A 20,567-nucleotide genomic window follows, 5' to 3' on the forward strand; every position below is an offset into this window, starting at 1 on the left:
GTGGCGTCGGCGACGGGGTACTTCTTCCTCGCGGGGCTGCGCACCTTCGTCGTCGTCTTCGTCGTGTGGCACTTCGGCATCTCGCAGACGGCGTTCGCCGGGCCGCTGCTGCTGATCGGGGCGGCGGCGCTCGCCGGTGTGGTACTCGCCGGCCGTCTCTCCGACCGGGCGCTGGCCCGGGGGCGCGTCGACGTGCGGATCGTGGTGCCGGCGGTCGGCTACACCGCCGCCGCGGTCCTGTTCATCCCCGGGCTGTGGCTCGCCTCGCTGGCCGCGGCGCTGCCGCTGATCGCGCTCGGCACCGCCGCGCTGGCGGCCGCCAACCCGCCGCTGGACGCGGCCCGGCTGGACATCGTTCCCGGCCAGCTGTGGGGGCGGGCGGAGAGCCTGCGGACGGTCCTGCGGCTCGTCGCGGAGGCCGCCGCCCCCGCCACCTTCGGGTGGCTGGCGGACCAGCTCGGCGGCCCGGCGGGACGGTCCGGCGGGGTCGGCCTGCGCAACACCTTCCTGATCATGTTGGTCACGTTGCTGGCCAACGGCGTCCTCCTGTTCACCGCCCGGCGCGCGTACCCGGTCGACGTGGCCACGGCGTCCGCGTCGCGGCGGCGGGGGACCACGTGAGCCGAGCCGCGCGGGGAACGCCCGCTGCCCCGGGGATTTGCCGAGAATCTCGGAATTACAGCGGATCGGGATGGTTAAGGTGAATTCGCGCTGGTTCTGGGGGGATCGCGTCTCCCCGGCGCCGCCTGCGGCACGCACCGCCGCGAGCGGTCCTGCACCGACGCCCCCGCCCGGCACCGGGCGGGACAGCTGACGACGCCTGCCAGCCGGCGTCCGCACCCCGGCCGACCGCGCTGCCCGGACGAGCAGACACCGTCGGCCCCGTGCCCGGCCAGGAAGGAGACGCTGATGAGCCAACGCGCGGCCGTCGCCCCGGTACGCCGGATCGAGCAGGCCCGGTCGCGGGAGAACTTCCCCGTCGCGTTGCGGGTCCTGCCCGGCCGGTACCGCCGCCACCTGCTCGCGCTCTACGCCTACGCCCGCCAGGTCGACGACCTCGGGGACGAGGCCCTGCCCGACCCGGCCGACCGGGTCGCCGCCCTCGACGACATCGAGACCGAGCTGCGGTGCCTCTATGCCGGCCACCGGGTTACCCACCCGGTGGTCCGCGCCCTCGCCCCCACCGTGGCCGCGTGCCGGCTCCCCCTCGACCCGCTCGTCCGGCTGGTCGAGGCGAACCGGGTCGACCAGCGGGTGACCCGCTACGCCACCTTCGACCAGCTCGTCGCGTACTGCACCCTGTCGGCCAACCCGGTCGGCGAACTGGTCCTGCACGTGTTCGGGCAGGCCGCGCCGGCGAGGATCGCCCTGTCCGACCGGGTCTGCACGGCGCTGCAGATCGTCGAGCACCTGCAGGACGTGGCCGAGGACCACCGCCGCGGCCGGGTCTACCTGCCGGCGGAGGACCTGGCCCGGTTCGACGTCACCGAGGCCGACCTCGCCCGCCCCACCGCCGGCCGGCAGCTGCGGGAACTGGTCGAGTTCTCCGCGGAGCGGGCCCGGGCGTGGCTCGACGCCGGCGCCCCGCTCGTCTCGTCCCTGCACGGCTGGGGCCGACTCGCGGTCGGCGGCTACCTGGCCGGCGGCCGGGCGACCCTCGACGCGCTGGCCGTGGCCGACCACGACCCGCTGCGGACCGCCGTCCGCCCCCGGGGCCGGCGCGTCCTGCACCGCTGGCTGGCCGCCACCGTGAGGAGCGCCGGATGACCACGACCAGCGACGTCGACACCGCCTATCGGCGCTGCGAGCAGATCACCCGCAGCCGGGCGGCCAACTTCGCGTACGGCATCCGGCTGCTGCCGCAGGCGAAACGCCGGGCCCTGTCGGCCATCTACGCCACCGCCCGCCGCATCGACGACATCGGCGACGGCACACTGCCGCCGGACGAGAAGCTGGACCGCCTGGAGCGGACCCGTACGGCGCTGCACCTGCTGCCCGGCGACGGCCGCGACCCGGTGTTCACCGCGCTCGCCGACGCCGCCGCCCGGATGCCGATCCCCCTGGCGGCCTTCGACGAACTCGTCGACGGGTGCGCCGCCGACGTGGCCGGGCGCGCGTACGGCACCTTCGACGAGCTGCACTGGTACTGCCGCTGCGTGGCCGGTTCGATCGGCCGGCTGTCCCTCGGTGTGTTCGGCGCGGCCGACCCCGGCCGGGCCGGACCCCTCGCCGACGCGCTGGGCGTGGCGCTGCAACTGACCAACATCCTGCGCGACCTGGTCGAGGACCGGGCCGACGGGCGGATCTACCTGCCCGCCGAGGATCTGGACCGGTTCGGCTGCACCCTGCGGATCGACGGCACCCGATTCGCCGACCCCCCCGACCGGCTGATCGCGCTCGTGCGCTTCCAGGCGGACCGCGCCGCCCGGTGGTACGACACCGGGCTGCGACTGCTGCCCCTGCTGGACCGGCGCAGCGCGGCCTGCACCGCCGCGATGGCCGGCATCTACCGCCGACTGCTCGACCGGATCGCCGCGGACCCGCTCGCCGTCACCCGCAGCCGCGTGTCACTGCCGGTACGGGAGAAGGCCTGGGTGGCCGCGCGCGCCCTCGTGGGACGCCCCGCATGACCGCCCCGACGGGTCCGCCGGGCGAAGCCGGCAACGTCTGCGTCATCGGCGGCGGACTGGCCGGCATCGCCGCGGCGATCCGCCTCGCCGACCTGCACCTGCGGGTGACGCTGCTGGAGAGCCGGCCGGAACTCGGCGGAGCCACCTACTCCTTCCGCCGCGACGGGCTCACCGTCGACACCGGCCAGCACGTCTTCCTGCGCTGCTACGAGGCGTACCGGGGGCTGCTGGACCGGCTCGGCAGCACCGCCGGCACCCAGGTGCAGCCGCGGTTCGCGGTGCCGGTGCTGCTGCCGGGGCGGCCCCCGCACCTGCTGGCCCGCCGCCGGTTGCCGGCGCCGGCGCACCTGCTGCCCGCGCTGGCCGGCTACCGGCTGCTGGCCCCGGCGCAGCGGCTCGCCGCCGTGCGGGCCGCCGCCGCGCTGCGCCACGTCGACCCCGACCTGCCCGAGACCGACGCGCGCAGCTTCGGCGACTGGCTCGCCGACCACGGTCAGGACGCCCGCGCCGTGCGCCGGCTCTGGGACCTGGTCACCGTGGCCGCGCTGAACCTGCCCAGCGCCCAGGCGTCGCTGGCGCTGGCCGCCCGGGTGTTCCGCACCGGGCTGCTGGAGGCCGCGGACGCCGGCGACATCGGCCGCCCGCTGGTCCCGCTGGTCGACCTGCACGCCGTCCCGGCCCGGCGGCTGCTGGACCGGCTCGGCGTCCGGGTGCGCACCCGCGCCCGCGTCCGGTGGATCCGCCCGGAACCCGCCGGCTTCCGCGTCGGCACCGACGACGGCGAGGTCGACGCCGACGCCGTCGTGCTGGCCGTGCCGCACCAGGCCGCGGCCGCGCTGGTCCCGCCGGCCGCCGCGCCCGCCGCCGGCGACTGGCGGCGCCTCGGCGCGGCGCCGATCGTCAACGTGCACCTGCGGTACGCCCGCCGGATCACCGGGCTGACCATGGCCGCCGCCGTGGCCTCCCCGGCACAGTGGATCTTCACCCGGCCGGAACCGGACGGCCAGTACGTGGTGGTGTCCCTGTCGGCCGCCGACGCCGAGCTCGAGCGGCCAACCGCCGAGCTGGTGGCGACCCAGCGCGCGGCGCTCGCCGCGCTGTTCCCCGCCGCGCGGCACGCCGCGGTCCGCGACGCGTTCGTCACCCGGGAGCCGCGGGCCACCTTCCGGCAGACACCGGGCACCCGGGCGTACCGGCCGGCCACGGCCACCGGCCTGCCCGGGCTGGTGCTCGCCGGCGCATGGACCGACACGGGCTGGCCGGACACGATGGAGGGCGCGGTGCGCAGCGGCCAGCAGGCCGCCGACGTGGTCGCCCGCCAGCTTGCGTCCCGGCCCCGACACCACACGGAGGCCGCGAGATGACCATCGCCCGCAGCGACAGCACCACCCGGGTCCAGACCCACGTGGAACCGGCGATCCGGGCGCTCCTGGACCGGCTGGACCCGGCCAACCGGCTCGTCGGCGGCTACCAGTTCGGCTACTGGAACGCCGACGGCACGCCCGCCGCCTGCCAGGGCAAGGGGCTGCGTCCGGCGCTGGCGCTGCTGTCGGCCCAGGCGGTCGGGGTCGAGCCCGAGGCCGGGGTGCCGGCCGCCGCCGCGGTCGAGCTGGCGCACAACTTCTCGCTGCTGCACGACGACGTGATGGACGGCGACACCGAGCGCCGCCACCGCCCCACCGCCTGGACGGTGTTCGGGGTCGGCCCGGCCGTGCTCGCCGGGGACGCCCTGATCGGGCTCGCCTTCGAGGCGCTCGCCGAGGCGCCCGGCGGCGGCCCGGCGGTGCGCCGGCTCGCCGTCGACGTACGGGACCTCATCCGCGGGCAGGCCGCCGACCTGGAATTCGAACGCCGCGACGACGTCACGCTCGACGAGTGTCTGACCATGGCCGGCAACAAGACCGCCGCGCTGCTGGCCGGCTCGTGCGCGCTCGGGGCGCTGCTGTGCGGTGGGCCCCCGGGGCTGGTCGACGGGCTGTCCCGCTTCGGCCTCCACCTCGGGCTGGCGTTCCAGCTCGTCGACGACCTGCTCGGCATCTGGGGTGACCCGCGGCGCACCGGCAAACCCGTCGGCTCCGACCTGCGGGCCCGCAAGCGCAGCGTACCGGTGGTGCGGGCGCTGACCGACGGCGGCAGCGCCGGCCGGTCCCTGGCGGAGCTGTACCGGTCGCCGGCGCCGCTGGGCGACGACGACGTGGCCCGGGCGACCGGGCTGATCGAGGCGACCGGGGCCCGGGACTGGACGCGGCGCCGGGCGGCGCGGGAGACCGAGCGGGCCCAGGCGGAGCTGGCCGAGCTCGACCTGCCCGACCACGTACGCCGGGAACTCGCTGACATCGCCACCTTCATCACCGGACGGGATCACTGATGACCGAACTGCTCTCGCCGAAGCCGACCGGGTCCGTCGTCGAGGCCCCGGCGGCTGCCCCATCCGACGCGGCCCGGGCGGCGCTGCGCCGCGCCCGCGACCACCTGCTCGGCCTGCAGGACGAAGCCGGCTGGTGGAAGGGCGACCTGGCCAGCAACGTCACCATGGACGCCGAGGACCTGCTGCTGCGGCAGTTCCTGGGCATCCGCACCGCCGAGCAGACGGCCGAGTCCGCCCGCTGGATCCGCTCCCAGCAGCGACCCGACGGCTCGTGGGCCACCTTCCACGGCGGCCCGGGCGACCTGTCCACCACCGTCGAGGCGTACCTGGCGCTGCGGCTGGCCGGCGACGCGCCCGAGGCGCCGCACCTGGCGTCGGCCGCCGCGTTCGTCCGCGCCCACGGCGGACTGGCCGCCAGCCGCGTGTTCACCCGCTTCTGGCTGGCGCTGTTCGGCCACTGGCCCTGGCACCAGCTGCCCGCCGTGCCGCCCGAGCTGGTGCTGCTGCCGTCCTGGCTGCCGTTCAACATCTACGACTTCGCCTGCTGGGCCCGGCAGACCATCGTCCCGCTGTCGATCGTCCGCGCGCTGCGCCCGGTGCGCGAGCTCGGCTTCACCGTCGACGAGCTGCGCACCGCCGCCGCGCCGCCGCGACCGCCCCGGCTGCGCTCCCGGCCGGGCGTGCTGCACCGCCTGGACCGGGTCGCCGCCGGTTACGAGCGGATCGCCCGCGGCCCCCTGCGCCGCAACGCGCTGCGCCGGGCGGCGGAGTGGATCGTGGCCCGCCAGGAGGCCGACGGGTCCTGGGGCGGGATCCAGCCGCCCTGGGTGTACTCGCTGATGGCCCTGCACCTGCTCGGATACCAGCTGGACCACCCGGTACTGCGGGCCGGCCTGGCCGGGCTGGAGGGGTTCACGGTGCGCCAGCAGACCCCGGACGGCCCGGTGCGCTGGCTGGAGGCGTGCCAGTCCCCGGTCTGGGACACCGCGCTGGCCGTCACCGCGCTGTCCGACGCCGGGCTGCCGGCGGGGCACCCCGCCCTGGTCCGCGCCGGAACGTGGCTGCTCGACGAGGAGATCCGGGTCCGCGGCGACTGGGCGGTGCGCCGGCCGCACACCCCCGTCGGGGGCTGGGCCTTCGAGTTCGACAACGACGGGTACGCCGACACCGACGACACCGCCGAGGTGATCATGGCGCTGCGGCGTACCGCCGTGCCGGCCGACGCCGCCGTGCTGCGCGCCACCCGCTGGCTGCTCGGCATGCAGTGCCGCGACGGCGGGTGGGCCGCGTTCGACGCCGACAACACCCGGGCGCTGCTCGGCGAGCTGCCGTTCTGCGACTTCGGCGAGGTCGTCGACCCGCCGAGCGCCGACGTGACCGCGCACATCGTCGAGGCGCTGGCGGCGGAGAACTTCGCCGACACCGTGCCGGTACGCCGCGGCGTGGCCTGGCTGCTGCGGGCGCAGGAGCCGGACGGCTCCTGGTTCGGCCGCTGGGGGGCCAACCACGTCTACGGCACCGGTGCGGTGGTGCCGGCCCTGGTGGCGGCCGGCCTGCGGCCGGGTCACCCGGCGATCCGCCGGGCCGTCGACTGGCTGCTCGCCCACCAGAACCCCGACGGCGGGTGGGGCGAGGACCTGCGCTCCTACCGGGACCCGGCCTGGGTCGGCCGTGGCGAGTCCACCGCCTCGCAGACCGCCTGGGCCCTGCTCGCCCTGCACGCCGCCGGCCACGGGACGGGGGAGGCGGCCGGTCGCGGGGTGGCCTGGCTGGTCGCCACGCAGCGCCCCGACGGCGGCTGGGACGAGCCGCAGTACACCGGCACCGGCTTCCCCGGCGACTTCTACATCAACTACGGCCTGTACCGGTTGGTCTTCCCGGTCAGCGCGCTCGGCCGGATCCTGGACGCGCGCGCCACCGGCCCGGACGCCGAGGTGCTGCCGTGAGCGCGCCGGGGGACCATCCCCCCTGGACGCTGTACGCGCCGATGCGGTGGGAGGCGTCGGCGCTGCGGCGCGGGCTGGCCGGCCGCGACGGGCGCGGACGACCGGCGCTGCGACGTACCGGCGTCGGGCCGCGGCGCGCCCGCTCGGCCGCCGCCCGCCGGCCGGCCGGTGCCGCCCCGGTCGCCGTCGCCGGCATCGGCGGCGGCCTGGCCCCCGGCCTGGCCTGCGGCGACATCGTGGTGGCCAGCGAGGTACGCGCCGATCCACTGGCCCCCGGCGCCCCGCCGGGCGCGGTCCGGATGCCGGACGCCGCCGTGCTCGCCGCCGCCCTGCGCCGCCGCGGGCTGCGGGTGCACGTCGGCCCCGTGGTCAGCGCCGACCGGCTGGTCGACGGGGCGGCGCGGACCCGACTGGCCGCGACCGGCGCGCTGGTCGCCGACTGCGAGTCGGCGTGGCTGCTGGCCGGGTGCGCCGATCGGCCGACGGCCTGCGTACGGGTGGTCGCCGACACCGCCACCGGGCCGCTGTACCGGCCGGCCACGCTGCGCCGGATCCGCGCCGCGCTGGCGGTGCTGCCGGTCGTCGCGGCGGCGCTGACCGAGTGGGCGGACGCGGGCAGCGGCCTGCGGCGGGTCCTGCTGGCCTCGCCCCGGTCCTTCTGCGCCGGCGTGGAGCGGGCGATCGCGGTGGTGGAGCAGGCCCTGCGCCACCACGGGCCGCCGGTGTACGTCCGCAAGCAGATCGTCCACAACGCCCGGGTCGTGGCCGACCTGCGGGCCCGCGGCGCGGTCTTCGTCGACGACCTCGACGAGGTGCCGGACGGGGCCCTCACGGTCTTCTCCGCGCACGGCGTGGCGCCCGCGGTACGCCGGCAGGCCGCCGACCGCGGGCTGCCGGTCATCGACGCCACCTGCCCGCTGGTGACGAAGGTCCACGCCGAGGCGCGCCGGTTCGCCGGCCGGGGCGACACCGTGCTGCTGATCGGGCACCCCGGCCACGAGGAGACCGACGGCACGCTCGGCGAGGCACCGGGCCGGATCCGCCTGGTGTCCGACCCGGCCGCGGCCGAGACGGTGCGGGTGGACGACCCCGCCCGGGTGTCGTACCTGGTGCAGACGACCCTCGCCACTGACGAGGCGGCGGGGGTCGTCGAGGCGCTGCGCCGCCGGTTCCCGGGCCTGGCCGGGCCCGGCTCCGACGACATCTGCTACGCCACCACCAACCGGCAGCGCGCCGTCACCGAGGTCGCGGGCCGCTCCGACGTCGTCCTGGTGCTCGGCTCCGACAACTCCTCGAACTCCCGCCGCCTGGTGGAGGTCGCCGAGCGCGCGGGCGCGCGGGCGTACCTGGTCGACGACGTGAGCCGGGTGGACCTGCGCTGGCTGGCCGGCGCCGCCACGGTCGGCGTCTCCGCCGGCGCCTCGGCGCCGCCGGCGCTGGTCGACGAGGTCGTCGCCGCGCTCACCGCGCTCGGGGCGAGGGAGGTGAGCGAGCACACCACGACCGTCGAGGACGTGTCCTTCACCCTTCCCAAGGAGGTACGGCAGCCATGAGCATGCCGCTGCGCCAGAGCCTACGGATCGCGAGCTACCTGGTGGCACAGAAGATGCGCGGCCGGCGGAGGTTTCCCCTGCTGCTGGAGTTGGAGCCGCTGTTCGCCTGCAACCTCAAGTGCGCGGGCTGTGGCAAGATCCAACAGCCGGCGCACCTGCTCAAGCGCCGGATGCCGGTGGCGCAGGCGCTGGCCGCCGTGGAGGAGTGCGGGGCGCCGATGATCTCCATCGCCGGCGGCGAGCCGCTCATGCACCCGGAGATCCACACCATCGTCGCCGAGCTGGTGCGGCGCAGGAAGTTCGTCTTCCTCTGCACCAACGCGGTCCTGCTGCCGAAGCACATCGACAGGTTCCGCCCGTCGCCGTACTTCGCGTTCACCGTGCACATCGACGGCCTGCGGGAGCGGCACGACGCGGCGGTGTGCAAGGACGGCGTCTTCGACGCCGCGGTGGCCGCCGTGCGGGAGGCCAAGCGGCGCGGCTTCCGGGTCACCACCAACACCACCTTCTTCAACACCGACACCCCGCAGACCGTGATCGAGGTGCTCGACTACCTCAACGACGACCTGCGGGTGGACGAGATGATGCTCTCCCCGGCGTACGCCTACGAGCGGGCACCGGACCAGGAGCACTTCCTCGGCGTCACGGAGACTCGGGAGCTGTTCCGCAAGGCGTTCTCCGGGGGACGGCGCCGCCGCTGGCGGCTCAACCACTCGCCGCTGTTCCTGGACTTCCTCGAGGGGAAGGTCGACTTCCCCTGCACCGCCTGGGCGATCCCGTCGTACTCCCTGCTGGGGTGGCAGCGGCCCTGCTACCTGATGGCCGACGGGTACGCGGCGAGCTACCGGGAGCTGCTGGAGTCGACCGACTGGGACAGCTACGGCCGAGGCCGGGACGCGCGCTGCGCGAACTGCATGGCGCACTGCGGGTACGAGCCGACGGCCGTGCTGGCGACCATGTCCTCGCTGCGGCAGTCGCTGCGGGCCGTGCGCAGCGCCTGACACCCGGCGCCCGACCACCCCGGCGCCCGGGCTGCCCGGGCGCACCGGCCGCCGGTCAGCCGAACCGCCCGGCGAGGTGCCGGTACATCGCCGGCAGCACGGCCCGTACCGCCACCGGCAGGCGCAGCCAGCCCGGCACGTACACCTCGGCCCGGTCCCGGGCGATCGCGGCGGCCAGCGCGTCGGCCACCCGCTCCGGCGGCAGCGGCCGGGGCCGGCTCCGCCGGTACGGCTGTCCCCGGCGCAGGAAGAACGGCGTGTCGACCACCCCGGGAACGACCACGCTGACGGCGACCCGGCGGCGGGCCAGCTCCATCCGTAGGCTCTGTGCGAAGGTGTCGAGCCCGGCCTTGCTGGCCGCGTAGACGGCCTCCCCGCCCACCCCGAGCCGGCCGGCGATCGAGCCCACGAACACGAGGTGACCGCCGCGGTGGCACATGCCCGGCAGCACCGCCCGGGTCAGCTCGATCGGCGCCCGCAGGTTCACGGCGAGCAGTTCGTCGGCGACGGCGTCGGACATTCCGCCGAACGGGCCCGCCCAGCCGACGCCCGCGTTGTTGACCAGGACGTCCACCCGGGCGTGCCGGGCCAGGACCCGCTCGGCCAGGTCCCGCCCCGCGCCGGGCCGGGCCAGGTCGGTCAGCATCGTGGCGGCGCCGGTGTCGGCGGACAGCCGGGCGAGCCGCTCCGGGTCGCGGCCGGCCGCCACCACCTGGCTGCCCGCGTGGGCGAGTCGCCGCACCACCGCCGCCCCGATGCCCGACGACGCCCCGGTGACCAGGACCACCGCGCCGGTCAGGCGCACCGCGACACCCCCGGCGGCACCGGCCCCTCCCGCCGCCGCCCGGCCGGTGCGCCGTCCGGCGGCCGCTCGGCCCCCTGGTGCCGGCCCCGCTCTCGATGCCGCCGGTCGCGCCCGCGTCGGCCCCGTCGAGCAGTTCGGCAAGGCCGGCGCGTACCGCGTCGACGAACGCGCCACCGGCGTCGGCCAGCGACTCGTCCAGCAGCACCCCGAGGCCGAAGGTGTTCCCGCAGCGCAGCACCCCGACGCCCAGGGGTACGCCCCGGGCGAGGGCGACCACCGGGGTGGCCGCCAGCAGCGGAGCGCCGGCGAGCAGCCGCGAGTGCCACGGGGTCGACACGTAGGAGACGACGACGTTGAGATGCCGGTCGGTGTAGACGCGCCGGGCCAGCGCCCCGTGCAGCGGTGCGGGCAGGACGCCCATCGCCCGCATCACGGCGCCGGCCGCCTCCGCCTCCCCGCTGCGCAGCGCGGCCCGCAGCGACTGCTGGACAGCGGCGACCCGGGCCCGCGCCGGGAACCGCCCCAGCGGAAGGTCGAGGGTGACCGCTCCGGTCCAGTTCCCCTGCGTCGACGCCCGCTGCCGTGGGTCCTCGGAGACGGCGAACATCGCCCGCAGCCGCGGCGGCGCCCCGCCGGGGTCGAGGACTCCCATGGCACGGGCGGTGAGCGCGAGCATCAGTTCGCTGGCGTGCGCCCCGCAGGCCCGCGCCGCGCGGAGCACCTCGGCGGCCGGCAGGGTCGCGGCGACCAGCCGGCGGCGCGGCGAGCGCAGCGGGCGGTTGAACCCGGTGGCCGGCGCCGGTCCCTGGGTGGCGAGCCTGACCAGGCCGCGCGCGACGAGGCCGAGCCGGCGGGGCCGCCCGCCGCGCGTCGGGGCGGCGACCGGGGATGCCGTGGGCCCGGCCGGCGCCGCCCGCCCGGTTTCGGCCGGCCGGTCGAGCAGGCGGGTGAGCACGCCGATCACGGACAGCCCGTCGCCGAGACAGTGGTGCAGCTTGACCGCAACCCGGGTTCGCCCGCCCGGAAGGCCGCCGACCAACAGTATCCGCCAGAGCGGACGGTCGAGCGCCAGCGGCTCGGACCAGAACCGGTCCAGCGCGGCGGCGCCGTCGTCACCCGGCGCGACGTGGATTTCCTCGACGTGCTCGCGGGGATCGACGTACCGGTCGATCACCCAGCCGGGCCGGTGCCACCGACCCCGGTCGACCAGGCGGCGGCGCAGGGTGGTGATCATCGGCAGCCGCGCGGCCAGCAGCGCGGTGAGGTCCGCCGCGCCGACCGGGCGGCCGTCCTGGCGGGGGCCGAGCTCCATGACCGTGCCGATCTGCTGCGCCACCGTGTCCGACTGCACGTGCAGGAAGAACGCGTCCTGTGTGCGCAGCGGCCAGCTGGCCGGCCGGGCGCTCGCCCCGCGCCGGTCCGGTCCGGCGCCGCCCGCCGCGCGGGCACCCTGCGCGGGCGGCGCGTCGGCCAGCGCGGGCAGCCCGAGGTCCGGCAGGTGTGGGTGGGGGCGGGCGCGGCCGGGGGCTGCCGGCCGAACAGCCGGCTGCGGACGTAGGCGACGAGGGCCTGCGGGCTGCGGGCCGTCTCGGCCAGGCCGGCGGCGCTCATCAGCGCCGCGTTGGCCACGCCGTGCGCGGCGATCGGCCGGTACATCACGATGGGTGTGCCGGTGGCCCACGCCTCCAGCGCCGTGGCCCCGCCGGCGTTGGTCACGACCAGGTGGGCGCCCCGCAGCAGGGTGGGCATGTCGTCGACCCACCGCCGGACCAGCAGCCGGCCGGGCGGCACGCCCAGCGCCGCCAGTCGGGCCACCAGCCGGTCGTTGCGCCCGCACACGGCGACCACCTGGACGGCGTCCCCGATGCCGACCAGCGCGTGGATCGCCTCCTCGACGTGGCCGAAGCCGTACGAGCCGCAGGCGACCACGACGGCCGGCCGGGTCGGGTCGAGGCCGCAGCGCCGGGCGGCCTCGGCCCGGTCGCCGGGACGGAACCGGTCGAGCACCGGCGGGGCGGACACCGCCAGCGGCGCGCCCGGCGCCGCGACCGCCGCCACCGGCAGTGCCGCCGGATGCACCAGCACGTCCAGGTCCAGCTCGGCGTAGACCCACGACGGGTGCGGCGCGAAGTCGCAGACCCACGCCCCGAGCGGCACGCCGAGGCCACGACGCCGACGCAGCCAGGCCAGCCCGGCGCTGCCCAGCGGATACGTGGAGACGATCAGATCCGGGTCGAACGCCTCGACGACCCGTGCCAGGCCCCGGCCGGCCCAGGCGCCGGTGAACCACTTGGAGGCGACGGCGAACCAGGGGTGCCGCCAGATCGCCGCCCAGAAGAACTCGTACAGCCACGGCGTCGCGTCGACGTTGGTGACGTAGGTGCGCCGGAACAACCCGCCGACCCCCGGGCCCATGACGTCGAGGGTGTCGACCCAGCCCACCCGGCTGCCCGGCCACAGCGCGTGGACGCGTTCGGCCAGCGCCCGCCCGGTGGCGTCGTGCCCGCCGCCGATGTCGGCCGAGACGACCAGCACCCGCCGGGCGACCGGCCCGCCGCCGTCCGGCGTCGCCGGCCCGGCGTCCGTCTTCGGCCCTCGGCGGGCACCGGACGCGTGCCGTCCCCGTGGCCCCGGCGGGCCCCGGCCGGGCGGCCGGGGTTGGCGTGGGGGTCGCTGACATCTCGGGCGCTCCCAGACGGTGGGTGGGGGGAGGGGTGCCGCGGAGTCACCCCGCCAAGGTGTCCACCAGCTTAACCACTCTTTTTCGCATAGATGGGATATCTTCGGACATCAGGCGCCCGTCGGGCGGCATTGCCGGGAGGCGTCATGGCAGGGGGACGGCCAGGGGCGCGGCGGGCGCGACGCGGGCTCCGCCCGCTCGGCGTACCCGTGCTGGCGCCGGTCCCGGCCGGATGGTGGTTCGACGCCCTGCTGGTCGCCGCGTTCGCCGCGCTCACCGCGGCGTTGGTCTGGTGGCCGCCGCTGCTGCGCCTGGACATCGCCGTACGGGACTGGTGCGACGGGCACCGCCCGCCGCCGGTGTCCGCGCTGATGCGCGTCCTCGACGGCCTCGGCCAGGGCGGACCGCTGACCACCCTCACCGTGCTCGTGTCCGGCTGGCTGGCCTGGCGCCACCGGACGGTGCGCCCGGTCGTCCTGGCCGGGCTGGCCCCGATCGTGAGCACGCTGCTGATCGTCGGCCTGAAGCGCTGGACCTCACGGGGCGCCCCGCACCACGGCTCGGTGCGCCTGTTCAGCGAGGGCTGGGAGGAGTACTACCCGTCCGGCCACGTGAGCAACGGCATCGTCTACTACACGGTGCTGGCGGCGCTGCTGGCGCCGTACGTGACCGCGGCGCTGCGCCGCCTGCTGCAGTGGCTGCCCGGCCCGCTGGTCTTCACCGGCACCACGTACCTGGGCTACCACTGGCTCACCGACAGCGCCGGTGGATACCTGCTCGGACTGATGATCGCGCGGCTGCTCCTGCGGGTGCCCTGGCGTACCCTCCCGCTGCCGCGCCGGCTGGACCGACGACCGCCCGGAGCGGCCGGCGCTGGCGGGTCCGGACCGTGAACGGCCGGCCCCGGCCGGCGTTTACCCGCCGCCGCGCGGGGAAGGCGTCCGGCCCGCACGCCGCACCGAGGGGAGGCCGGATGACCGGGCCGGCGAGCGTACGGTGAACCAGGCGGGACATCTGGCGGTTGGCGCGCCGCTCGCCCTCGCCGCCGCCGCCGCGTTCGGCACGTCCTCGGTGCTGCAGTTCCGCGCCGTCCGGCAGGTGCCCGAGGAGCGGGCCGGGCGGCCGCGGCTGCTGGCGCGCCTGTTCCGCCTCCCGAGCTGGCGCTGGTCGGTCGTGCTCGCGGCCGCGGCGTTCGCCCTGCAGGTCGCGGCCCTGAGTCTGGTGCCGCTGATCCTGGTGCAGCCGCTGCTGGTGACCGGGCTGATCTGGTACGTCCTGGTGTTCGCCGCGGCCGAACGCCACCGGCCCGACCCGCCGCTGCTGCTGGAGTCGATGCTGTGCCTGCTGGGGCTCGCCGCCTTCCTGGCGGTCGCGCAGCCCGGCCGCGGCCAGGGCCGGGGACTGGAGTCGCTCGGCTCCGCCGTGCTGCTCGGCGTCGCGGTCGTGATCTCGGTGGGGCTGTGCCTGCTGGCGGCGCTGCGGCTCGACCGCCGGTGGCGCCCGCTGCCGCTGGCCCTCGCCGCCGGCGTCTGCTATGGCGTGACGGCCGGGCTGATCAGCAGCCTCGGGTTCCACCTCGAGCAGAGCCCGCTGACGGTGTTCGGTCAGTGGCAGCTGTACGCCATCGCCGTGCTCGGCCCGTTCGGTGTGCTGCTGAGCCAGAACGCCTACCAGGCCGGCCCGGTCGGCGCGCCCGCCCTGGCCACCATCACCGTCACCGACCCGCTGGTGTCCATCGCCGTCGGGCTGCTCTGGCTGGACGAGCGGATCATGACCGGTGTCGGGTACCTGCTGGGCCAGGTGTTCGGGCTGGTGGTCGTGGTCGTCGCGGTCTTCCTGCTCGCCCGGCGGGCGCCGCACGCAGCCGGCGGGTAGCGGCCATCCGGGCGGGAGGACTCGAAAGAAGCCCCTGGCGTACGTTTCGGCGGGGACGGACGCCAGCGGGAGCGGGCCCTGGCGCCGCCGCGGCTGGTTTCCCCAGCCGCCCGGTTGGGTAGTGTCGCCCCGCGTCGTTGACGTCGTCGCGGACGTGCCGCCGTCACCACCCGCCCGGAGAACAGGACCCTGTCGGCCATGAGCGAGCTGACCGCCCACCTCGACCTGCCCCTCGGCATACACGCGCCTGACGCGGCCCGCCGGGCGTTGACCGCCCTGCTGCAGGGCTGGGGCTTCCGGGACGAGGATTGGCTCGACGACGCGGGCGTGGTGATCAGCGAGCTCGTCACCAACGCGGTACGGCACGGGGGCGGCTGCGTGGAGTTCGCCGCCGAGGCCCACGAGGGGCGGGTCGTGCTGTCGGTCGCGGACGGCTCGTCGGTCGTGCCCCGTCGCCGTGACCCCGACGGTGTCGGCGGGCGTGGCATCGCCGTGATCGAGGCCATGTCGGCCAGCTGGGGGGTGCACGATCACGAGGGCGGCAAGCGGGTCTGGGTCGAGTTGCGCCCGTGTCCCGGCGGGCCCGTGTGGCAGCCGGGCAGCGCGAGGGGCGGTCAGCGGTGAAGGTGGCCCGCCACGCCGGCGACGACGGGGTCGTGCGCCTGGCCCTCGCCGGTGAGCTCGAGATGGCCACCGTCGAGACGCTGTACGACACGGTCGCGGAGGCGATCGCCGCGGGCCGGCCCGGGCGGTTGGTCATCGATCTCGCCGGGGTCACCTTCTGTGACTCCACGGGCATCGGCGCGCTGCTGGACGCCCGCGCGGCCGCCAACAGCAGCGGCGTCGCGTTCCAGGCGACCAACCCGCGCGGCGTCACGCGCCGGACGATGCAGATCACCGGCGTGTTCGAGGTGCTGACCGGCGCCACTGCCGCCTGAGTCCGCGCCCGCCGGCCGGCCGGGTGCGTTTCCTGCCGAGGCCGCCGACCCGATCAGTGTCCCAGCTCTTGTGGCCGGCGGCGGGGCACTGGGGGAGCGCCCCGCCACCGGTGGCTGGCCGGGTGCGTCCTGCGCCTGCTGGGGAGGCGGTGCAGGCACCGGCCCGGCGGTCGTCGGCCGACCGCCGCTGTCGCCCCTGCTGACCCGGACGGCGTGCGAACCGCCCGGGCCGGGCGACCTGGTTCCTGTCATGGACATCGCCGCCGGCGCCCCGAGCGCAACAACCAGTTGTGGCCCTGGTGTTCGACACGAGCCCCACTTCCCGTGCAGCCACGTCCCCACACTCCGAGGCCGTCGGGCCGTCCGGCCTCGCCGGGTAGACCAGTGGGGCGGGATCCGTCCCTCGGGTCGGACCCCGCCTCACATGCCGCCCGTGCGGCCCGGCCGGCGGCCGTCGCCGCGGGGTTCCTCCGGTCAGCGGTAGTTGCCCCGGTTGACCGGCGGGATGACCATCGTGGCCTCGTCGCTGGCCGCCACCCGGTCGCCGGGGTCGGCTGGGCCGGCACCGGGCCGCCGGGGCCGGCTGGGCCGGCGGCGCCGCCTTCATCGCGGCGTCGGCGTCGCGGCGGCCGGCGGCGTAGGCGCGGGCATGGCTGGCGATGGCCTGCGACTCCTCCTCGGCGCGGGCGAGCCAGTTCTCCCAGCGGCTCTGCATCGGCCGCACCAGGCCGCCGCCGACGCCGACGACGAGGATGCCGCCGATGGTGGCGAGCACGGCGATGAGCACCGGGGTGGTGACGGTGGTGGCCACGCCGATCTGGTTCAGGGCGGCGACGACGCCCAGGCCGAGGATGAACACCGAGGCGACGGTGGCCAGGATCCGGCCGTAGGACAGCCCGCCGAGGGCGCTGGAGATGATGTCCCTGACCGCCCGGGCGATCGCGGCGGCGACCACGACGATGACGATCGCGACGAACGCCCTGGGCAGCCAGGCGACGACGCCACGGATCAGGTCGGAGACCGGGTTCGGGCCCCAGATCCCGAAGGCGAGCTGCAGGGTGACCAGCAGGACCGCGTAGTAGGCCAGCCTGGCGACGATGTCGCTGGCGTCGTAGCGGGAGCGGGCGAGGGCCGTCTTGATGCCGCCGCGCTCGACCGCCCGATCGAAGTGCAGCCGCTCCAGCACCTTGTCGACGAGTTTGAGCACGGCCTTGGCGATCAGCCAGCCGACCAGGAGGATCGCGACGAACGCGACCGCCTTGGGCAGAAACAGCAGTACCGAGCGGACGACGTCGCCCACCGCGTTCGTGAAGTTGTCCTTCATCGGAGCAGCCTCCATGGCTATCGAAGCGTTTCCCCGACCCGACCTACCCGTGGCGTTGTGGTCCGAAACGATTCTCGGACCGTAGCGCGACCCCACGCGGTTGGGCGTAAGACCGCGGCATGGTATAGGTAAATTTAAAGCTAGCCATGGCCAGGGGTCACATCGACCACGAAGGGAGCCCTGCCCATGCCTGCCAAGAAGATCGCCATGACAGTCGCGTTGTCGGCGCTGGCAACCACGCTCATCGGTGCCCCGGCCGCCCCCGCCGCGGCGGGGGCCGCCCCCGCCGTCGCCGTGCCAGCTGCTTCCGCCGCCGCTCACGACGCGGGCGTCCAGACCCTGCACTACGTCTGCGCGAACACCCTCTGGCTGCGCACGCAGCCCGGAGGCAACGTCTACATCGGGCAGCTGGTCTACGGTGACTACGTCGACTACCAGTACTCCATCACCGGCTGGTCCTACGTGTACGCCTACAGGTTCCAGCGCTACGGCTGGATCCAGAGCGGCTGGCTCGATCCCTGCTGACCGTGGTCGACCCGGGGCCCGCACCGCTCGGCGCGGGCCCGCGAGGTCCCTGTCCGGATCGACCGGAGTTCCCCTGCGCGGCGCGGGACCTTCCCGCCCGGGCGGCTCTCCGAGGCCCGTCGTCGACGGGCCGTGTCCGTCGGCAGGTCGACAGCGTCACACCCCGCCGATACCGTCCGTGCCATGGTGACGGTTGCCGACGTACGGGCCCTGGCGCGAACGCTGCCGCGCAGCAGCGAGCACCTGATCCGCGACCGCGTGAAGTTCCGGGTCGGCGCCATCGTGTACGTCGCGTTCTCCCGGGACGAGACGACGATGGGCTTCGGGTATCCGAAGGAGGAACGGGACGCGCTGATCGCCGGCGAGCCGGGCCTGTTCTTCCTGCCTCCCACGTCCGACCTGCGCTTCAACTGGGTCTGCTGTCACCTCGACCCGCTCGACCACGACCACATGACGGAACTGGTGACCGAGGCGTGGCGGATGGTCGTGCCCAAGTTCGTGGCACGGCAGCGGCTGGGCACCTGACCGCCGCCACGTCGGCCCCGCGGGCGTGGGCGTAGCCTGCCTGGCAGAGGACGAGGGAGAGTAAATGATCTTCATCACCGCCAAGTTCCGGGTGCTGCCCGAGCACGCCGAACGATGGCCCGCCATCGCCGACGAGTTCACCCGGGCGACCCGCAGCGAGCCCGGCTGCCTGTGGTTCGACTGGGCCCGCAGCGTCGACGACCCGACCGAGTACGTCCTGGTGGAGGCGTTCCGCGACGCGGACGCCGGGGCGGCGCACGTGCGGTCCGAGCACTTCAGGAAGGCGCAGCGGACGCTGCCGTCCCACCTCGCCGAGACGCCCCGGATCGTCAGCGTCACGATTCCGCAGGACGGCTGGGCGCTGCTGGGGGAGATGGCGGTCCCCGGGGACCGATAAAGAGCCGCAGCCGTCCGGGATCCCGGGCGGTGGCGTCCGGCCCCGGCACGGGCATGATGGCGGCCGGCGCGCCGGGGCGGTTACCCGCCGCCGGTGCGGAGGGCTGCCGCCAGCTCCTCGTCGTACGTGGCCAGCGGCCGCCCGCCGGCGCCGTACGCGACCATCCGACCGTGTCATCGTCGCCGAGCGGAACGAGAGCGTCCAGGCATCGGTAGCCGGCGGCGCGGTCGAGCGGCGGACATGAACCGGTGGTCGCTCCGCACAATCAGCCGACCAGACAGTTCAGTACGATGGACTCGACGCAGAACAGGAGCGTGCGCCGCAGGGCGCATTTCTGCTGCAGTTTCTTCACTGCATCGGGCGCCTCCATCGGTCGGCGCCACGTCCACTTCGCGACTCGAATTTTTGTCTGGGAGCGGTTCGACGGCTGCTGACCCGTCCGGCTGGTGCGGCCTCCACCAGAATTGACCGGGTTCGCTCTTGCCGATTATGCGGTTGTGGTGCCAGAAACACGGTGAAAGCCCCAATTTGTCAGGCGCCACAAATCCATGATCGACGCGCGACAGACACTTGACGGACGATGCGTCGGAATTTACGATCCATCCCTGGATGAACAGCGATCGTGCCTCCTGCGTCACCTATGAACCCCGTCCCCAGCGCCATTTCTGGGTTACCCGTCGACTCTCGGTTGGAGCTGCGATGGTCACCGAAACATATAATCCTCTGACCGATGACACGTACGTACAGGCGCGAGCTGGTCTCGCCGCCAACCGAGCCACCGGTTGCCCAGTGTCCGAGATGGCTCCCGGACTGATGCTGGTCACCACCCATGAGGCGACCCGGCAGGCGCTGCTCGACCATGCGTCTCTGAGCAGCGCGGGGAACTTCATCCTGCACACCGGCAGCGAGGCCCTTCCATCCCTCATCTCGCAGAGCGACCCGCCTGAGCACACGTTCCTGCGTGGCGTCCTGCGTCCGGCGTTCCAGCGGAAGGCGATGGTGAACGCCCTGCCCTGGATCGGCGAACTTGCGGATGGGCTCATCGACCGGCTTCCGGCCGGTGGACCGGCGGACATAGTCACCGACCTTGCCATGCCGCTCACGTCCTCAGTCATCGGTCGCCTCGTCGGCATACCCGAGGCTGACTGGTCATATGTGTCCCGCCTGTGCCTGGACTTGTCGGCGCAAGTCCCGGGCGACATCTTCGCCATTCCCACGTGGACCGAGCTCGAGGGATATCTGACCCGGCTGACCATTGCTCGCCGCACCCAGCCGGCCAAAGCAGACGACATCCTGACCCGGCTCGTCACGGCCGAGGACAACGGCCGCGGGCTCACCGACCGCGAGGTCGCGTTCCACATCTTCCAGGTCGTTGTGGCTGGCCTGGAAAGTACCGCGTACACCATCGGGTGGACCGTCTACCACCTGCTCGTCCAGCGGGCTCGGTGGGAAGAACTCCTGGCCGATGGCTCGCTCATCGCGTCGGCCCGGAACGAGGGCCTGCGCCATTGCACCGCGATTCAGTGGGTCATGCGCAAAGCGGTCGCCGACACCACCATCGACGGGGTCGCCGTGCCGGCCGGCAGCCGCGTTGTCATCAGCCTCGAATCGGCGAACCTTGACGAGGCGGAATTCGGATCCGACGCGGCTGAATTCGACTTGCACAGGGGGAATTCCCGCAAGCATTTCGCGTTCGGGCATGGCATTCACCTGTGCCTGGGCAGCGAGCTGTCCCAGATCGAGATCACCTCGATCTTGGAGCGGCTGCTCGATCGGATGCCGGGCCTGCGCCTCGCCGACGGCTTCACCCCACAGGACGCCGGCGGTGCTCTCTTTCGCGGCCTTCGCCACCTGCCCGTCGTCTGGTAACCGTTCCTGCGCACCCGGCCGCCGTCGCCGAGTTGGGCGCGGTGATGGCCCGCGCCGCGGACCCGGACCGGTAGGCCATGGAAGGGCCGTCGGTGGGTGGGCCGCCCCGGGTCACGCGTCCGTCTCGGTTC

At 75.0% G+C, this 20,567-nt stretch carries 18 protein-coding genes and 3 pseudogenes; 17 read left to right on the forward strand and 4 right to left on the reverse strand.

Translation table 11 applies throughout. The features are described 5' to 3' along the window. The 9 genes and pseudogenes from JD77_RS25610 to hpnH all read left to right on the forward strand — a co-directional run bounded on the left by JD77_RS25610 (position 1) and on the right by hpnH (position 9,498). Positions 1–621 carry a hypothetical protein gene (locus tag JD77_RS25610; protein ID WP_145776512.1) on the forward strand — a complete coding sequence of 207 codons (621 nt, stop codon included), beginning with the start codon at positions 1–3 and terminating at the stop codon, positions 619–621. Positions 622–909: 288 nt separating this feature from the next. Then, a complete protein-coding gene (gene hpnC, locus JD77_RS25615; protein ID WP_145776513.1) occupies positions 910–1,767 on the forward strand; it encodes a squalene synthase HpnC in 858 nt (285 codons plus the stop codon). Next, positions 1,764–2,630, forward strand: a complete 867-nt coding sequence (hpnD, locus tag JD77_RS25620; protein WP_145776514.1) for a presqualene diphosphate synthase HpnD — start codon at positions 1,764–1,766, stop codon at positions 2,628–2,630. Before hpnC ends, hpnD begins: the two co-directional genes overlap by 4 nt. Then, entirely contained in the window at positions 2,627–3,994 is a 1,368-nt protein-coding gene (gene hpnE / locus JD77_RS25625) for a hydroxysqualene dehydroxylase HpnE (RefSeq protein ID WP_145776515.1), read from the forward strand. Before hpnD ends, hpnE begins: the two co-directional genes overlap by 4 nt. Then, entirely contained in the window at positions 3,991–4,998 is a 1,008-nt protein-coding gene (locus JD77_RS25630) for a polyprenyl synthetase family protein (protein ID WP_145776516.1), read from the forward strand. The genes hpnE and JD77_RS25630 overlap by 4 nt, the downstream gene beginning before the upstream one ends. Further along, positions 4,998–6,944, forward strand: a complete 1,947-nt coding sequence (gene shc / locus JD77_RS25635; RefSeq protein WP_145776517.1) for a squalene--hopene cyclase — start codon at positions 4,998–5,000, stop codon at positions 6,942–6,944. Before JD77_RS25630 ends, shc begins: the two co-directional genes overlap by 1 nt. A gap of 41 nt (positions 6,945–6,985) precedes the next feature. Beyond that, positions 6,986–7,477, forward strand: a pseudogene (locus tag JD77_RS34125) (phosphorylase family protein); the annotation flags it as partial. Positions 7,478–7,537: 60 nt separating this feature from the next. Further along, complete coding sequence (gene ispH, locus JD77_RS34130) at positions 7,538–8,497, forward strand: 4-hydroxy-3-methylbut-2-enyl diphosphate reductase (RefSeq protein WP_246141345.1); 960 nt, start codon at positions 7,538–7,540, stop codon at positions 8,495–8,497. Then, a complete protein-coding gene (gene hpnH, locus JD77_RS25645; protein WP_145776518.1) occupies positions 8,494–9,498 on the forward strand; it encodes an adenosyl-hopene transferase HpnH in 1,005 nt (334 codons plus the stop codon). The genes ispH and hpnH overlap by 4 nt, the downstream gene beginning before the upstream one ends. A gap of 55 nt (positions 9,499–9,553) precedes the next feature. Here hpnH and JD77_RS25650 read toward each other — a convergent pair whose 3' ends face one another. From JD77_RS25650 to JD77_RS25665, 3 genes and pseudogenes are all read right to left on the reverse strand, one after another. Continuing rightward, a complete protein-coding gene (locus tag JD77_RS25650; RefSeq protein ID WP_211372674.1) occupies positions 9,554–10,303 on the reverse strand; it encodes an SDR family NAD(P)-dependent oxidoreductase in 750 nt (249 codons plus the stop codon). Positions 10,304–10,445: 142 nt separating this feature from the next. Next, positions 10,446–11,639, reverse strand: a pseudogene (locus JD77_RS35635) (wax ester/triacylglycerol synthase domain-containing protein); the annotation flags it as partial. After that, positions 11,534–12,838 carry an MGDG synthase family glycosyltransferase gene (locus JD77_RS25665; protein WP_145776520.1) on the reverse strand — a complete coding sequence of 435 codons (1,305 nt, stop codon included), beginning with the start codon at positions 12,836–12,838 and terminating at the stop codon, positions 11,534–11,536. The gene JD77_RS25665 and the pseudogene JD77_RS35635, both read right to left, overlap by 106 nt. Before the next feature lie 291 nt (positions 12,839–13,129). Between JD77_RS25665 and JD77_RS25670 the strand changes: the two genes are divergently transcribed. The 4 genes from JD77_RS25670 to JD77_RS25685 all read left to right on the forward strand — a co-directional run bounded on the left by JD77_RS25670 (position 13,130) and on the right by JD77_RS25685 (position 15,796). Continuing rightward, entirely contained in the window at positions 13,130–13,876 is a 747-nt protein-coding gene (locus JD77_RS25670) for a phosphatase PAP2 family protein (protein WP_145776521.1), read from the forward strand. 103 nt (positions 13,877–13,979) lie between these two features. Then, positions 13,980–14,858 carry a DMT family transporter gene (locus tag JD77_RS25675; protein ID WP_145776522.1) on the forward strand — a complete coding sequence of 293 codons (879 nt, stop codon included), beginning with the start codon at positions 13,980–13,982 and terminating at the stop codon, positions 14,856–14,858. Between the two features lie 198 nt (positions 14,859–15,056). Then, the gene (locus tag JD77_RS25680) at positions 15,057–15,482 is read left to right on the forward strand and encodes an ATP-binding protein (RefSeq protein WP_145776523.1); all 426 of its coding nucleotides are present in this window, start codon (positions 15,057–15,059) and stop codon (positions 15,480–15,482) included. 32 nt (positions 15,483–15,514) lie between these two features. Then, on the forward strand, positions 15,515–15,796 hold the full coding sequence (locus JD77_RS25685; RefSeq protein WP_145776524.1) for an STAS domain-containing protein: 282 nt from the start codon (positions 15,515–15,517) through the stop codon (positions 15,794–15,796). A gap of 618 nt (positions 15,797–16,414) precedes the next feature. Here JD77_RS25685 and JD77_RS25690 read toward each other — a convergent pair. Then, positions 16,415–17,135 (reverse strand): annotated as a pseudogene (locus tag JD77_RS25690) (membrane protein); the annotation flags it as partial. Between the two features lie 171 nt (positions 17,136–17,306). Between JD77_RS25690 and JD77_RS25695 the strand changes: the two are divergent. From JD77_RS25695 to JD77_RS25710, 4 genes are all read left to right on the forward strand, one after another. Continuing rightward, positions 17,307–17,645 (forward strand): hypothetical protein, encoded by a 339-nt coding sequence (locus tag JD77_RS25695; protein ID WP_145776525.1) that lies wholly within the window; start codon positions 17,307–17,309, stop codon positions 17,643–17,645. A 183-nt stretch (positions 17,646–17,828) separates the two neighbouring features. Beyond that, complete coding sequence (locus tag JD77_RS25700; protein WP_145776526.1) at positions 17,829–18,170, forward strand: MmcQ/YjbR family DNA-binding protein; 342 nt, start codon at positions 17,829–17,831, stop codon at positions 18,168–18,170. Between the two features lie 64 nt (positions 18,171–18,234). Next, positions 18,235–18,567, forward strand: coding sequence for a putative quinol monooxygenase (locus JD77_RS25705; protein ID WP_145776527.1), 333 nt, complete (start codon positions 18,235–18,237; stop codon positions 18,565–18,567). Between the two features lie 813 nt (positions 18,568–19,380). After that, a complete protein-coding gene (locus JD77_RS25710) occupies positions 19,381–20,436 on the forward strand; it encodes a cytochrome P450 (protein WP_170286546.1) in 1,056 nt (351 codons plus the stop codon). Positions 20,437–20,567: the final 131 nt, after the last annotated feature.

This window comes from Micromonospora olivasterospora (genome assembly GCF_007830265.1).
Lineage (GTDB): Bacteria > Actinomycetota > Actinomycetes > Mycobacteriales > Micromonosporaceae > Micromonospora > Micromonospora olivasterospora.